The 15,061-nt window shown below is 67.9% G+C and carries 16 protein-coding genes; 1 reads left to right on the plus strand and 15 read right to left on the minus strand.

The features are described from left to right. Positions 1-46 precede the first annotated feature (46 nt). From BMX32_RS14840 to BMX32_RS14880, 9 genes are read right to left on the minus strand one after another with little or no spacing between them, the layout of a single operon-like run. Complete coding sequence (locus BMX32_RS14840) at positions 47-700, minus strand: ChrR family anti-sigma-E factor (protein WP_089979889.1); 654 nt, start codon at positions 698-700, stop codon at positions 47-49. Next, the gene (locus tag BMX32_RS14845; protein WP_244511542.1) at positions 697-1,317 is read right to left on the minus strand and encodes a sigma-70 family RNA polymerase sigma factor; all 621 of its coding nucleotides are present in this window, start codon (positions 1,315-1,317) and stop codon (positions 697-699) included. Before BMX32_RS14845 ends, BMX32_RS14840 begins: the two co-directional genes overlap by 4 nt. Positions 1,318-1,327: 10 nt before the next feature. Next, the gene (locus tag BMX32_RS14850; protein WP_089979891.1) at positions 1,328-1,876 is read right to left on the minus strand and encodes a lipocalin family protein; all 549 of its coding nucleotides are present in this window, start codon (positions 1,874-1,876) and stop codon (positions 1,328-1,330) included. A gap of 6 nt (positions 1,877-1,882) precedes the next feature. Further along, positions 1,883-2,956, minus strand: coding sequence for an SAM-dependent methyltransferase (locus BMX32_RS14855; RefSeq protein WP_089979892.1), 1,074 nt, complete (start codon positions 2,954-2,956; stop codon positions 1,883-1,885). 7 nt (positions 2,957-2,963) lie between these two features. Continuing rightward, the gene (locus BMX32_RS14860; protein WP_170843680.1) at positions 2,964-3,758 is read right to left on the minus strand and encodes a DUF1295 domain-containing protein; all 795 of its coding nucleotides are present in this window, start codon (positions 3,756-3,758) and stop codon (positions 2,964-2,966) included. Next, positions 3,755-5,056, minus strand: a complete 1,302-nt coding sequence (locus BMX32_RS14865; protein ID WP_089979894.1) for an SAM-dependent methyltransferase — start codon at positions 5,054-5,056, stop codon at positions 3,755-3,757. The genes BMX32_RS14860 and BMX32_RS14865 overlap by 4 nt, the downstream gene beginning before the upstream one ends. Then, complete coding sequence (locus BMX32_RS14870) at positions 5,053-5,817, minus strand: DUF1365 domain-containing protein (RefSeq protein ID WP_089980385.1); 765 nt, start codon at positions 5,815-5,817, stop codon at positions 5,053-5,055. The genes BMX32_RS14865 and BMX32_RS14870 overlap by 4 nt, the downstream gene beginning before the upstream one ends. A gap of 5 nt (positions 5,818-5,822) precedes the next feature. Next, positions 5,823-7,103 carry an NAD(P)/FAD-dependent oxidoreductase gene (locus BMX32_RS14875; protein ID WP_089979896.1) on the minus strand — a complete coding sequence of 427 codons (1,281 nt, stop codon included), beginning with the start codon at positions 7,101-7,103 and terminating at the stop codon, positions 5,823-5,825. Between the two features lie 3 nt (positions 7,104-7,106). Continuing rightward, the gene (locus tag BMX32_RS14880; protein ID WP_343123862.1) at positions 7,107-7,946 is read right to left on the minus strand and encodes an acyl-CoA desaturase; all 840 of its coding nucleotides are present in this window, start codon (positions 7,944-7,946) and stop codon (positions 7,107-7,109) included. 280 nt (positions 7,947-8,226) lie between these two features. Here BMX32_RS14880 and BMX32_RS14885 point away from each other — a divergent pair, with 280 nt between their 5' ends. Then, positions 8,227-9,450 carry a carboxylate--amine ligase gene (locus BMX32_RS14885; RefSeq protein WP_139206747.1) on the plus strand — a complete coding sequence of 408 codons (1,224 nt, stop codon included), beginning with the start codon at positions 8,227-8,229 and terminating at the stop codon, positions 9,448-9,450. Between the two features lie 38 nt (positions 9,451-9,488). On the opposite strand, the gene BMX32_RS14890 is transcribed toward BMX32_RS14885, so the two are convergent. From BMX32_RS14890 to BMX32_RS14915, 6 genes are all read right to left on the minus strand, one after another. Next, positions 9,489-10,037 carry a DUF2878 family protein gene (locus tag BMX32_RS14890; protein WP_170843681.1) on the minus strand — a complete coding sequence of 183 codons (549 nt, stop codon included), beginning with the start codon at positions 10,035-10,037 and terminating at the stop codon, positions 9,489-9,491. Next, positions 10,034-10,762, minus strand: coding sequence for a hypothetical protein (locus BMX32_RS14895; protein WP_089979902.1), 729 nt, complete (start codon positions 10,760-10,762; stop codon positions 10,034-10,036). Before BMX32_RS14895 ends, BMX32_RS14890 begins: the two co-directional genes overlap by 4 nt. Before the next feature lie 198 nt (positions 10,763-10,960). After that, the gene (locus BMX32_RS14900; RefSeq protein ID WP_089979903.1) at positions 10,961-11,893 is read right to left on the minus strand and encodes a Dyp-type peroxidase; all 933 of its coding nucleotides are present in this window, start codon (positions 11,891-11,893) and stop codon (positions 10,961-10,963) included. Positions 11,894-11,906: 13 nt separating this feature from the next. Continuing rightward, positions 11,907-12,173, minus strand: coding sequence for a hypothetical protein (locus tag BMX32_RS14905; protein WP_029213566.1), 267 nt, complete (start codon positions 12,171-12,173; stop codon positions 11,907-11,909). 50 nt (positions 12,174-12,223) lie between these two features. Then, positions 12,224-13,192, minus strand: coding sequence for an MBL fold metallo-hydrolase (locus BMX32_RS14910; RefSeq protein WP_089979905.1), 969 nt, complete (start codon positions 13,190-13,192; stop codon positions 12,224-12,226). A gap of 282 nt (positions 13,193-13,474) precedes the next feature. Continuing rightward, complete coding sequence (locus BMX32_RS14915; RefSeq protein WP_089979906.1) at positions 13,475-15,046, minus strand: peptidoglycan-binding domain-containing protein; 1,572 nt, start codon at positions 15,044-15,046, stop codon at positions 13,475-13,477. Between the last annotated feature and the right edge of the window lie 15 nt (positions 15,047-15,061).

Here is a 15,061-nt window from a genome sequence, read left to right on the forward strand (position 1 = left end):
GGGCAACGATACGGACGCCGGATGAAGCAGATGTGGAGGCCGGGCTTCAGAGCCGGAAGAGCGGCTGCAGCGTGCGTGCGACCCAGCCGGAGAACCGCAGGGGCGCATCCGTCGCCGCCACGCAGACGCACGGCACACCCGGTGCGGTGACCGGCTGATGCTCCACGTCGCTGTCGAGATCCGCCACGTCGCCCGGCGCGAAATGCCCGAGCGAATCGTCGTAGGCGCCGCGCAGGACCATGGTCAGCTCGCTGCCGCCGTGGGTGTGCATCGGAAGGCATCGCCCGGGGGCGACCCGCAACAGCATCAGGTGATCTTCGTCGACCCCGGCGCCGCGGATGTAGTGCACGCCGGGCCCCAGCCAACGCCAGCGCAGGGCGCGGTAGGACGGGCCGAAATGCGGCCAGAGCGCCGGCGGCAGCACGTCGGGATCGTGACGCGACGGCGGCTGCACGGGCGTGGTGTCGCGTTCCGCCTCGGGAAGGCGGGCGAGCATCCGCGCGAGCGAGGTGTCGTCGAGCGGCACGCCAGCCTGCAGCCGCATCAGGTGCCCGCCGATGTCCTCGGCCTGCGCCAGCGTCTCGCGACACGCGTCGCAGACCGCGAGATGCGCGGCGACGACCACGGCGAACGCTTCGGAAAGCGCGCCCGCGGCGTAACTGACCAGCGTGGCCTCGTCGATATGGTGGTGCGGCTTCATCGGGAACCTCCCATCGCCGCCTTGAGCTTCGCGAACGAGCGCCGGATCGAGGATTTGACCGAGCCGAGTGGCATCGACAGTTCCTCCGCGATCTGCGCATGGGTCTTGGCCTCGAAGTACGCCATGCGCAGCATCCGGGCTTGTGGCGGCGGCAGCGCCTGGAGCGCGCGCTCGAGGCGTGCGACGTCGAGCAACTGCTCCGCGCCGTCCACCTCGTCGTCGGCCTCGATGAGATCCAGCGCGTCCTGCCGCGCCTGCGCATGGCGCTGGCCGCGCACCCGGTCGAGGTACAGATTGCGTGCGATGCGGAACAACCAGGTCGTGACGCTTGCGCGCGCCGGGTCGAACAGCTCGGCCCGCCGCCACAGCTTCAGCATCGTATCCTGCACCAGTTCGTCGGCCTGTGCGTCGTCGGCGTTCAGGCCGATCAGATAGCGCTTCAGGCGGGGCCCGAAATGCGAGAACACCAGGATGAACGCGTCCACGTCGTGAGCCGCCGCCACCGCGCGCACCTTCCCCGACCAGTAGGCCGGATCGTCGGTAGCCTGGTTTGGGGACTGCGGCATGCGGCGAGCCATCAGGGGAATGACGTGGGTTGGCCGAGCATCCAGGCGCATGATGCCCACCTTACCTGCCCGAGCGCTCGGGCCAGGCCTGCGGCACCTTGCGAAGGCGGCTCAGATCGTAGCCCATGTCCGCCACCCGCGCGGTGAGCGCAGCGTAGTCCTTGTCGTCGATCGTCGGGGTCCGCGCCATGATCCAGACGTAATCGCGCTTGTCGCGAGCGACGACCACACGCTGGTACGACGGATCGAGCCACGAGATCACGTACTGCGCCTTGACCGGCCAGATGAACTGCATGCCCCACACCGCGTTGTTCGTATCCGGACGAACGAATCCGACGGCGTGGATCTCCTTCACCTTCGCCGATACGTCGCCGTCGCGATACCGGAAATGCGTCTTGATCGACCCATCGGGGGCCAGCGTATAGGTCTCCACCGCGTTGACGGCGTTGCGTTCGAGTCGCGTCGGGATCACGGCGATCACGTACCAGGGGCCCATGAACCGCGCTACTTCCACATGGGCGGCGCGCGGCACGGGGGGTTGCGTGCTGCATCCGGCGATGGGTGCGAGCAGCAGGAAAGCGTTTCGGACATGAGCGAGCCATCGGGTCATCGCACGTTACTCCCGGGTACGTGGGGTGAGGGCGTAGTGGGCGACCACCCACTCCTGGCCCTGCGCGTAGCCGAAGAGCTCGGCGCAGGCCATCCAGAACATCCTCCAGCGGTGGAACCACAGCTGCGCCTGGTCGCGCGACCCATAGGCCTGCTCGAGGATGCGCATCACCGCGTCGCGATCGCGATCCTGGTTGGCCAGCCAGGCGTTGGCCGTGCGCTCGTAGTGGGTACCGTCCATCAGCCAACGGTCGGTCAGGCGCATGTCGTCCTGCATCCAGAGCAGCGTGTCGGCGCTGGGCATCATGCCGCCGGTGAAGAAATGCCGGCCCATCCAGTTGGCCTGTCCTTCGGTCTCGAAGAGGTACGCGGTGGTGCGGTGGGCGAAGATATGCACGAACAGGCGACCGTCCGCACGCAACCAGCCTGCGATGCGACGGAGCAGCATCGTGTGGTTCCGCACGTGCTCGAACATCTCCACCGAGACGCAGCGATCGAACTGGTGGGCGGGCAGGGCCAGCACGTTCACGTCGCAGGTCACAACCTTGATGTTGCCGAGCCCCATGCGGCGGGCCTCGGCATCGATGTGGGCACGCTGCGAATGGGAGTTCGACACGGCGGTGATCCGCGCGTTGGGATAGCGCTGCGCCATCCACAACGTGAGCGAGCCCCAGCCGCATCCGAGCTCCAGGATGTCCTGGCCGTCGGCCAGCTGCGCGCGCTGCGCATAGAGCGCGAGCATCGCTTCCTCGGCCTCGTCGAGCGTCGTCGAGGCATGCTCGAAGTAACACGACGAGTACTTCAGGCGCTTGCCGAGGCAATGCTGGAAGAACGCGGTAGGCACTTCGTAGTGCTGGCTGTTGGCCTTGTCGCCATGGATCGCCACCGGTGCCGCGTGCAGGGCACGGATCAGTTCCCGGTGCCGCTTCTCGCCGTCTTCCATCGAGGCCCCGCGTGTCTCGACGAGCCGCTCCCGGCAGAGGCGGCGGATGCCGAAACGGACCAGCGCATCGGGCAACACGCCGCGTTCGGCGAGGCCGAGCAGCCCGTCCGCCGCGCGCTCGATCGCGGGTGCGCGCATTTCACTTTCAGTCGTGCTCATGAGCCACCTCGTCCGTGTGCTTCGGAAACCATGGAAAGAACATGTTGGTCGTGCGCTGGTAGCGACGGTAATCGTCGCCCCGGCTGCGGAGTGCCTGCGCCTCGGTGAAGGGAACACCGCTGAGGTAGCGCAGGAAGAGATACATCAGTACCGGACCGGTCCAGGCGAGCCACGCATTCGCGGCACCGCCGGCGAGCACGACGTACGCGAACCAGTGCACCCATTCAAAGAAGTAGTTGGGATGCCGGCTGAAACGCCACAGACCGCCGCGGAAGGTCGTGTGCGTCGACGTGCCGCCCGAGGCGCGATGCCGGCGCAGCTGGCGATCCGCGATCGCTTCGCCACCCACGCTGACCAGCCAGATCGCGATGGCGAGGCATCGCGTCGCGGGCGTGGTGGCCGGGTTGCTCGCCGCGCCGTAGAAGGGGAGCGCGAAGAGAAGCACCACGACGGCCTGGCCCATGAAGAAGGCGAAGAACTTCGCCTGGTTGCCCTGCCAGTGCTCGCGCAGATACCGGTAACGGCCGTCCTCTTTCTCGCCGACACGGCCCGCGAGGTGCGTCGCGAGCCTCACGGCCCAGAGCACGCCCAGGGTCGCCGTAAGGGCGCGGGCCCACGTATCCCCGTCGGCCACCCATGCCATCGTGGCCGCCGCGAAACCGACGCCCGCCGCCCAGATCGCGTCGACGATGTTCGCGTTCGCCTTCGCGCGCTGCCACCACCAGCCGAGCGCCATGGCGATCGCCATCACGGCGAAGACGAAGGCGAGCGCGGTGCTCATGCGGCGACTCCGGTGGCGCGCACCCATTGCCCGCTTTCGGGCCGGGCATCCGGCCGCGCGAACAGCAGGTGCGACACGCCGATCGAGCGTTCGAGGAATCCGCCTTCGCAATAGGCCAGGTAGAACTGCCAGAGGCGGATGAACGACGCATCGAAGCCCATCGCCTGCACGGCGTCGCGCTCGTGCATGAAGCGCTCCGCCCAGGCGTGCAGCGTGCGCGCGTACGAGATCCCGAAGTCCTGCTGGTAGACCAGGGCCAGGTCGCTCGCGCGGGTCTTCGCTTCCAGCATCGCCTGGAGCGACGGAATGAAGCTGCCGGGGAAAACGTGGCGCTTGATGAAGTCCACGGAAGCGAGCGCCTGCGCGTACCGGTGATCCTCGATGGTGATGGCCTGAACGAGCGCCATGCCATCCGGTCGGAGCAGGTCGCCGATCTTGCGGAAATAGGTTTCCATCTGCGCCGCGCCGATGGCCTCGATCATCTCGATGGAAACGAGGCGATCGAACTGGCCCGAGAGATCGCGGTAGTCGGAGGCGAGGACCTCGATCTGGCCGGACAGGCCGGCGGCGCGCACCTTCTCGACCGCGAGCGCATGTTGCTCGGCGGAGATGGTTGTGGTCGTGACGTGGCAGCCATAGTGGCGCGCCGCATGGAGCGCGAAGCCGCCCCAACCGGTACCGATCTCCACCACGCGCAGGCCCGGCCGCAGGCCCAGCGCCTCGCAGACGCGATCGAGTTTCCTGGTCGACGCCTCTTCGAGGGTGGTCGTGTCCGTGTCCCACCACGCCGACGAATACATCATGTCGGTCGAGAGGAAGCGCTCGAAGAAGGCGTTGCCCAGGTCGTAATGGGCGGCGATGTTCTTCCGGCTGCCGTCCCGCGTGTTCGGGCGCAGTGCGTGCCAGGCGCGCATGGCGACGCGGCCCAGGACGGCCATGCCGCCCTCCATCGCGTCGAGCCGGTCGCGGTTGCGGACGAGCAGTCGCACGAGCTCCACGAGCTCGGCGCACTCCCATGCGCCGTCGATCCAGGCCTCGGCGGCCCCGACGCTGCCTCGCAGCGCGAGCGCCCGATAGAACCGCACATCCTTCACGCGACAGGTCACGACCGGCAGGGCGGATTTCGCCTCGCTGGCCTCGTTGCCGAGGAGGTGTTCGCCCCAGGGGTCGATCAGGTGCACGCGTCCGCCCTTGAGCGCCGCCATCTGCGCGAGGAAGCGGCGGCGCACGGCACGGTCGAAGACGCTCAGTGGCGCAACGGCGTAGCCGGCAAGGGAAACGTCGAGAGGAGCGGTCATGGGCGATCTCCGTCGCTCGCTGGGTGGGTGTAGACGGGCACGCGCTTCAGCCACAGGCGCAGTGCTTCGAGATGGATGGCCGCGATGACCTTCGCGGTCATCAACGGGTAGCGCCACAGCACGCGCGCCAGATTGCGCGGCGTGATCGGCCGCCGGCGCAGCTGCAGGGTCGCGTCGAACTCGTGATGCGACGGGCCGTCGACGCGCATGTGGACGCGCAGCAGGTCGCCCGGCACGCCCATCGTCCAGCGGTAGTGCCGGTCGAGCGGCATGAAGGGGGACACGTGGAAGGTCTTCGCGAAATCCCAGCACATGCCGCCCGCCCGCGGCTGGCTGGCATCCACTGCCAGCGCGTACGCGTGGCGCTCGCGCCACGGCGTATTGGTGATCTCCGCCACCACCGCGAGCAGCGTCGTGCCGTCCGCCGCGAAGCAGTAATAAAACGTCACGGGATTGAAGACGTAGCCGAAGTAGCGCAGGTGGGCGAGCATCCGCACCGGTCCGGTGACCGTCACGCCGGTCTGCTTCAGCACCAGGACCCGGACCGCGTCCGCCAGCGACGGAACGTCCGGGGCCATGAAGTCCCGGCGTCGCCACTGGGCGATGTTCGCGCGGTCGATCGACCATAGCCAGCGGCCGGCGAACACGGTCGGCAGTTCGTCGAGGTCGAGGTAGAGCTGCGCCATGCGATAGGCGAAGCGATGGCGCCGCGGCGCGTGCCGGCAGTGCACGACCGTGCCTTCGTAGATCGCACTCGCCAGCGCGGTCACGCGGGTTCTCCCACGCCGCCACGCGCGGCCGCCTGGAACCGGGGCGCGCCGAGCGAGCGGGCGACCTCTACGGCGCTGCGCATCCCGTCCTCGTGAAAGCCCCAGCCCCAGTACGCGCCGGCATACCACGTGCGCCGCTGGCCCTGGATCTCGGCCTTGCGCCCACGCGCCGTCACCGACGCGATGTCGTAGACCGGGTGCGCGTAGACCATGCGGCGAAGCACTTTCGCCGGGTCGATGGCGGCGTCCTGATTGAGACTGACCAGCAACGGCTCCGGCGACGACAGCCCCTGCAGGAGATTCATGCAGTAGGTCACGTTGCACGCGTGCGACGCGGTCGGCCCGACCCGGACGTTCCACGCGGCCCATGCCTTCGGATGCCGCGGCATCAACGAGGCGTCGGTGTGCAGGGTCGTGACGTTGTTCTCGAACCGTATGGCGCCGAGGATGTCGGTCTCGCGGTCCGACGGGTCGCTCAACAGGCGCAGGGCCTGATCCGCATGGCATGCGAGCACGACCTGGTCGAATGCGGCGTCGCGGCCATCCGAGGTGACCGTCACGCGATCGGCCTCGCGCTTCACCGCGGTCACGGCCGAGCCGATGCGCTCCGCGACCCGCCAGTCGCGACGCATGGCCTGCACGTACGTATTCGATCCGCCGCGCACGACGTACCATTGCGGACGGCCGGCGGTCTGCAGCATCTGATGATTGGCGAGGAAGTACACGAGGTACTGCATGGGAAACGAGAGGATCGTTGCCGGGGGTGCCGACCACAGCGCGGACGCCATCGGCACCAGGTGCTCGTCGCGAAACGCGTCGCCGTAACCGTGTTGCGCGAGGTAGTCGCCGAGCGTGGGGCCCGGCGCCGGCAGATCCATCACGGCGGGCGCCTCCCGATAGAAGCGCAGCAGGTCCCGCACCATCCGCAGGAATCGCGGCGAGACAAGGTTGCGCCGCTGGCAGAACAGGCTATCGAGCGTCGTCGCGTTGTACTCGAGACCACTGGCGGGGTTGTGCACCGAAAAGCTCATGGTCGTCGGCTGCGAGGCGACGCCGAGCTCGTCGAACAGGCGGTGAAGCAGCGGATAGTGCACGGGGTTGTGCACGATGAATCCCGTATCCACCCGATACGACGATCCGCCGATGTCGATCTCGTGGGTATGCGTGTGTCCGCCGAGGTAGTCGGCCGACTCGAAGATCGTCACGTCATGCGACTTCTGCAGATACCACGCGGTCGCCAGTCCGGCGATGCCCGATCCCACCACGGCGATGCGCATGGCTCAGGCCCTCGCCTTGGTCATGACCCACGCGGGCACCGTCTTCAGGTCCCAGATGAGGCCCACGGACTGCATGAGCTTCAGGCCGTACCAGGTGAGGTCGACCTCCCACCAGCGGAACCCCTGCCGGGCGGAGCCCGGGAAGAAATGGTGGTTGTTGTGCCACCCTTCGCCGAATGTCAGCAAGGCGAGCCAGCCATTGTTCCGGCTGTCGTCGCGGGTGTCGAAGCGCCGGCGTCCGAAGCGGTGGGCAAGGGAGTTGATGCTCACCGTGACGTGAAACAACACGATCGTCGACACGAAGAAGCCCCAGACGAGCATCTGGGAGCCGCTGGTATGCGCCTGCGGAACCCACCGCTCCAGCGCGGCGCCGAGGGCGTAGAGAAAGCCGGCCAACGCCACCGGTACCGCGAGGTCGAAGCGATCGAGCCAGCGCAGCTCGGGGAAACGGCACAGATCGGGCACGCGTTCGCTGCGGGTGGCGAAGGCCCCGTCGGTGAGGAACCAGCCGGCGTGGCTCCACCAGAAGCCATGCACGCGCGGCGAGTGGAGGTCGGCCGCGGTGTCGGCATGACGGTGATGGTCGCGATGATGCGCCGCCCACCACAGGGGACCGCGCTGCACGCACGCCGCACCGATCACGGCGAAGACGAACTGCACCACGCGCCCCGTACGAAAGGCGCGATGCGAGAAGTAACGATGGTAGAAGCCCGTGATCGCGAACATGCGGACGGCATACAGGCCGATGGCCACGCCCACCGCCACGGGCGACACGCCGACCCAGAGAACGGCGAAGCAGGCCAGGTGCATGGCGAGGAAGGGAAGCGCCCGTACCCAGTCGATCGCGTCGCCCGCGCCACGCCCCGCGACGGCGCTACTGTCGAACCAACGTCCGAGGCTGGCGCGCAGCGCGCCCACGTCGGGACGGCGTGTACGCGTTCGCGGGGGTGGGGCAGTCATGGCGTGATCCTTGGCCGGTGTCTTCCATGCATACGGCGCAGGGCACGGTTTGGATGCATCCCCTGCCCACCTTCGGGCTAGGCCGTCCGACCAGCTGGCGGCGCCGGGCTCGCATGCGATTCACTGCACTCAGGGCGGCAGTCTGGGCTGCGCTCGGGAGAACATGATGCAGACCACCGGATCCGGCAGGGTACCGGCCATCGTGATGGGCCGGGGGCCGACCGCACTCGGCATCCTGCGCAGCCTCGCGCAGGCCGACATTCCGGCGTACGTCGCCTGTCCCGGCGACGACCTCGTGACCCGTTCGCGCTGGTACCGGCCGGTGCCCGGCCTGCCGTGGGATGGCCGCCCCGGCGACCAGGCGATGCAGGCGTTGCGGACCATGCCGATCGACCGCGCGGTGATCGTTGCCGGCGCGGACGATGCCGCCATGTGGCTGGCGGACCTGCCGGCGACCGACGTCGGGCGGCGTTTCGCGGTATCGACCTCCAGTCGCGCCACGCAGGAACTCCTGCAGGACAAGGCGGCCTTCGCGCGTCACGTCGCCACCGCCGGCATACCGCATCCACGAACTTTTCCTCTGGCGTCCCTGGCCGATGTGGAGGCGGTGCCAATCGGCGAGCTGGACCGCGTCTTCGTGAAACCCGTCAACTCGCAGAAGTTCAGCGACGTGGTGGGTGCCAAGGGCGTGTGGATCGACTCCGCTGCGGGGCTCGCGGAAGCGTGGGCCCGGTTCCACGCGCAGGGATTCGCGGTCATGGCGCAGGAGTACGTGCCCGGCGGCGCGCGCGATCATTTCTTCGTCGAAGGGTTCCGCGACGCCCGTGGCGGGTACCCGGGACTGTTCGCCCGCCGTCGGATGCGCATGTCGCCACCCGACTTCGGCAACAGCTCGTGTTCGACATCCATACCGCTCGCCGACGTCGCGGCGGCCGTGGGTCATGTGCGCCGCCTGCTCGACGGCCTGCACTATCGCGGGATCTTCAGCGCCGAATTCAAGCGCGACCCGCGCGACGGACAGTTCCGCATCCTCGAAGTGAACACGCGCGCGTGGACGTATGTCGAGTTCGCCGCGAGGCAGGGCATCAACGTGTGCGACATGGCGTGGCGCGACGCGCTGGGCGCCTACATTCCACGCGCGACGGAAAATTATCCCACGGGTCGTCTGTGCATCGACCTCCATCACGACCTCGCCTGCGTGCGCCGCGGTCGCGACGATCGCAGCGAATCGATGGTGTCCATCGTCTCCCAGTGGATGCACGCCGACCTGCACGTGTTCCGGGCGGACGATCCGTCGCCGGCCTTGCATGGTCTTGGCGGCCTGCTGCGAAAACGGCTCGGTATGCTGTCGCGCATGGGACCGCTGAAGCGACGGGCGCGGGTCTGATGCCGCGCGCGTGATGACACGCATGCGACGGCTCGCTTTCAGTCGGCATCTTCGCCTGATGCCGCCGGTCCTCGCGTGCCCACCGCCAGGAGCAGGGGCAGTGCGATGGCCCAGCACGTCGCCCACCACGCGATCATCCCGGCGAGCCCCGGCGATGCCTGCGGAAACACGATGACGTCGAAGGTTCGGGCGGCGCCGGCATAGGCGAGCGGACCGCCGATCGCGCCGAGTAGGGCCGCGATCCACCAGTGACGTCTTACCAGATGCTCCCACGCATCGAGCGTCACCGCGAACGCGGCCCAGATGGCGAGCAGCCAGACGGGCGCACCGCCAACCGGAACCGCCAGCTCGGGACTCGCGTATGCGCACCAGCTCAGGAAGGCGGGCACGCCTTCGATGACGATACCCAATAGCACCGCCGCGATCGCACGCGCGGCGCGCTGGCGGCGACGCCGGGTCGCGACGAGGCGTGCCACGACCAACACCGCCGCACCGACCAGCGGTATCGCGGTGTGTCCACGCGACGCGCCGATGACCAGCGCGAACCAGAGCGCCTGGTAGAGCAAACCGATGAGCAGGGCGTTCATGGGCGGCGCGTGCCGCCATCGCATGACGACGCCAACGGCAGGGACCGCACCCGGGCGATCTCGTCGCGGAAGTCCGCCGGCAGGCGATTGGGTGCCTCGAACCGGATCCGCACCTTCTGCGACCGTCCGCGCTCGTCGCGAATGTCGCTGATGCCCGCGAATTCGCTCAGACGTCGGTCGGCCACCGTGTAGGACAGCTCGATCGCCGGTGCCACGAGGCCGAGCCAGCCATCCAGCCGGAGACGAAAGTGCCGCACGCGGTCGCCGGGGCTGGCGGGGCCGGACGGCTTCACCGAGACGTCGAAGGCCTTTTGCCTGTCCGCCATGACGAAGCGCACCCGTACGCCCTCGGCCCGGTTCACCGCGTCCCAGTGCTCGCGGATGTAATCGTCGAAACCCGCGTCGACGACGGTGTCGGGTGTCGCATCGAGCAGCACGGTGCGATCTTCCTCTACGGAGCCGCGGCGCACGGCGACGCGCAGGCGCGTGCCCGTCATGCTCACGCTATGCCGATAACCGTCGCGCGCGTCCTCGAAGGCGAGGCCCGGGGCCCACGGTGCGCCGTCGAAGCGCAGTTCCTTCCGTGCGAACGGCGCGCCGCCCGGGCAACGATAGAGCACCAGCCGGCGGCGGACGGCCCCTTCGTCGAACAGCCAGTGTTCCTCGCGGTAGCTCACCCGGTCGCCTTCGGCCTCGTAAGCCACGCCGATGTCATGCGATGGCACGACTGCGCTCGCGGGCGCAGAAAACGCGAAAAGGGCGGCGGCAAGCCGCCCTCTCTGGACCAGTGGGCGGCTTCGCTCGCGCGGCGACATGGGCATGACGTTACGTCCCTCCGTTGATGTCCGACCAGCCACCGGGCCACGCGTGTGGTCTTCAGTGCCTGGTATACGCACGGCGGGGAGGTATGGATGCAGGCCCGGTTACGTGTATCCGTGCTCGAGCGCGGAGGCCGAGGGTACGAAGAACAGGTTGCCGGTCACCGCCACGCTGAAGTCGAGCAGGCGGTCGTAGTTGCCGGGTGGGTTCCCGATGAACATGTTCGCCAGCATGCGCTCGATGCGTGACGGGTGCCGGGCATAGCCGATGAAATACGTGCCGAATTCGCCCTTGCCGACCTCGCCGAAGGGCATGTTGTCGCGAACGATCTTCAGTTCCACCCCATCGTCGTCGATGGTCGTCAGCGCGTTGTGCGCGTACGACGGCTTGACGCCATCCTCCAGTTCCACGTCCGAGAGCTTGCGCCGTCCGATGATGGACTCCTGCCGTTCGACCGGCAGCGCGTTCCAGGCGGCCATGTCGTGCAGGTACTTCTGCACGATCACGTAGCTGCCGCCGGCGAATGCCGCGTCCTCGTCGCCGACCACGGTCGCGGCGATGGCTTCGTCGCCGAGCGGGTTCTCGGTGCCATCGACGAAGCCGAGAAGGTCGCGCTCGTCGAAGTACTTGAAGCCGTGCACCTCGTCGGCCGTCGTGACGTGCTTTCCGATGCGCTCCATGATCTGTGCCGCCATCTCGAAGCAGAGGTCCATGTGGGTGGCGCGGATATGAAAGAGAACGTCGCCCGGCGTCGACGGCGCGACGTGCGCGCCCTTCAAGGCACGGAAGGGATGCAGCCCGGCCGGCCTCGCGCCACCGAATAAACGGTCCCAGGCGGCCGAGCCCACGCCGACCACGCACGACAGCCGCCGCTCCGGCTGCCGGAAACCGATGGCGCGGACGAGGCCCGCGACGTCGCCGCACAGGGAGCGGACGGCGACGGCCGCGTCGTCGCCGTCGTTCATGACGACCACGAGGAAAAGGGCGGCCTGGGTCAGCCGGGCGGTCACCGCCTGACTCTTCACGGGATTGATCATCGGTCCGTCCGCGTCACGGCTGCCAGTCGACCATCCAGGCTTCGAAGAGAGCGATCCTGTCGTCGCTCCACGTCGCGCCACCCGGCGGCATGCGAGGCATCTCGGTGCCCTTCAGGCGTCCGAGCACATGGCGCGCGTTGGCGTGATCGGCATACGTGGCGTCGCCGGCGGGGTCGCCCATGTAGGCGAACTCGCGCAGCATGACGCCCATGCCGCCCATGCAGCGCGCGTCGCCATCGGTGAACAACGGTGCGATATCTTTCTCGAACGATCGGGGCATGACGTTTGCTGGCCTCTGTATGTCAGGGAGGGAAATGGGGCGGGTGACGGTCAGTGCGCGCGGCGGTTGACGGTGTAGGTCGCCGGCACGAAGACGTACCCCTTGCCGTCGGCGGCACGGGCCACGTGTCCGAGCCCGGGGAACGGAAGATGCGCGCCGCCCACGAGGTAACCTTTCCGCGCCGCGTCGGCGAACACGTTTTCGCGCGCGCCCTGCGCGCCGCTACCGTCGCTGTCCCAGGCGATGAACACCTTCGGATTCGCGAACTGCACCGCCGCGGCGTGTACCACGTCGCCCCAGACGAGCAGCTTCTCGCCCTTGCTCTCCACCGCGTAGTACGTGTGGCCCGCGGTGTGGCCCGGCGCGGGCAGGGCACGGACGCCCGGGACGATCTCCGTTTCGCCTTCGAACGGTTTCAGCCTGCCGGACGCGGCATAGGGAGCGAGTGCCTTCCGGGCCACGTCGAAGCTCACGCGCACACCTTCCGGCGCTTTCGGTTCGTTGGTGGGATCCATCCAGAAACCGACGTCGGCTTTCGCGATGCGCAACACCGCGTTGGGGAACACGGCCTTTCCATCGTGCACGAGGCCACCGGTATGGTCCGCGTGCATGTGCGTGATGACCACTTCGTCGACCTGCTCGGGCGTGTATCCCGCCGCGCGAAGGTTCGCCACGGTATGGCCGAGCGTCGGACCGAAGAACGTCCCTGCACCCGCATCGACGAGCACCAGCCTGCTGCCGGTGTTGACCAGGAACTGGTTCATCGACGACTCGGCCGGGAGCTTCTGGAACGCGGCGGCGAAGGCCGCGCGGATCGTCGCAGGCGATTCGCCAAGGAGCAACGTATCCATCGGAAAATCGATCGTGCCGTCACTGAGCGCGGTCACCTCGATGTCGCCGACCATGATGCGGTAGTAGCCGGGCGCCTGGGCTCCAGCCAGTGGTGCGCTCGCGCCGACGGGCTGGTTGAACGACATCAGGGCGCCGAAGGCGATCGTGGCAAGCATTCGTGTGCGCATGACTACTTCCTCCGTGTGCGCAACGACTGCGCCACTTGCCTCGAAAAGGCTAAGCATTACGAAGGGTGGTCGGTAGCCGTGACCGCAGCATCACGGTGATGCGCGCGTTTCACCAATGGCGGGCGATCGTTGCAAGCACTGGTCGCTTGCTTCAAGGCGTATCGGTGGATGCCTTGCAGGCGTCACGACGTCGTCGGCGCAGGAGGATCGGCGCGACGGAGTACTTCATCGTCGTGGCATCGCCGGATGCGACGCTGGCGTGCGTCCGGCGATGTGTCGGTGTCAGTGATGCATGCCTTGCGCCGGCGGCTGTTGCTGCGGGTGCTGTTGCTGCGACGCGACCTGCTGTCGGGGCTGCTCGGCCTGCTGGCTTGCGGCATGGTACGCGGCGCTGCTCTGGTCCAGCGGCGTCGTCACCGCTTGCCGGACGTCCACGTCGGCCACCTGTTTGAAAGGCGAGTTCAGCTCGCCCTGTACGGCGTACGCGCGCGCCCGGTCGTCGGCCATCACGACATGGTCGATGCGATCGAGGCCCTGGGCCCTCGCGGCGGCGGTCAGCGAGCCGGCGAAGTTGTCGGTCATGTGATCCGGCGTGCGGCCATACTGCGCGTCGATCGCACGCACGCCCTCCAGTGCCTGCCGGTACATCGCGTTGCCGGGGCTGGCGGCGTCGGTCAGGCTCGGGTGGGCAGGTGTGGTGGCCGGTGCCGCGACGGCAGGCTGCGCGGCCTTGTTCAGCGCGTCGAGGGTCTTCGGGCCGACGATGCCGTCTTCCTTCATCCCGTGGTCGTGCTGGAACTTCTCCACGGCCGCTTTCGTGCCGGCACCGAAATGCGAATCCGGCGTCAGCGGACGATCGTGGCCGTCGGTATAGCCGAGCTTGATGAGCTTTTCCTGGATGGCGGTGACGCTGGCACCGTGCGCACCTTCGCGCAGCGTGCCGCCGTGCCGCGCATGCGAGGCGCCGCCCTGACCGATGGCCTTGAGAGCGTCCTTGATGTCGGCGTCGTTGGCCGACTGCTTCGGATTGAAGTCGGGACTGCCGACCTTGTCGTGCGCGCGGTCGAGCGCGGCGGCCTTCGCGGGATCCTTGTAGGCGTCCTTGTACCGCTCCGCGATCTCGGCGGCCTTCGGGCCGTCGTAATACGGGTAGGTGCGCTTGATCTGCTCGGCTTTCGCCAGCACGTCGTCGTAGTTGCCGCCGTCCTTCAGCACCTTCTCGAACTTGGCGACCTGCGAGGGAATCTGGTTTTCGGTCTTCGCGAGGATCGCGATGGTCTCGAGGCGACGGTCTTCGGGAATGTTCTTGCCGAATTTGTCGACCGTGTCCATCGCCGACTGCGTCGCGTTGCGGATTTGCGGGTAGTCGATGTTCTTGTGGATCCACTTCTGTCCTTCTTCCGAACCCGCCCACGCGTTGATGCCGTCGCGGGTGTCCTTGTCGATGAAGGAGAGGGTGGTGCGGCCGTCCTTGCCGTTGCCGTGCGAGAGGAGGTCCTTGCGCAGCTGCGCGGTGTCGCCGGTGAACTTCAGGTCGTGGTCTTTCGCGTATTTCGCCGCCTGATCGATGACGCCGTCGACGTAGGTGGTCTCGCCCGGCTTCAGTGCCGCGCCATCCGTCGCGCCGAGCGCCCACGTGCCGCGCTTGCCGAGGTCGACCTGGATGGTGCCGAGCGTGTAACCGCTGTCCGCCACGATCCTGCCCGGGGTGCCCCAGTGGGGATCGGACGTGCCGACCGTCACGCCCGTAATGGAGAGGTGATAGGAGGACGGACCGCCCTCGGTGCCGCGGCCCACCACGAAATACGTGGCACCGGCCGCGGAATCGATGTCGTGCGTATCGGGACCAGCCATGTCGGTTACTCCATG

Source organism: Luteibacter sp. UNCMF331Sha3.1 (assembly GCF_900109915.1).
GTDB lineage: Bacteria > Pseudomonadota > Gammaproteobacteria > Xanthomonadales > Rhodanobacteraceae > Luteibacter.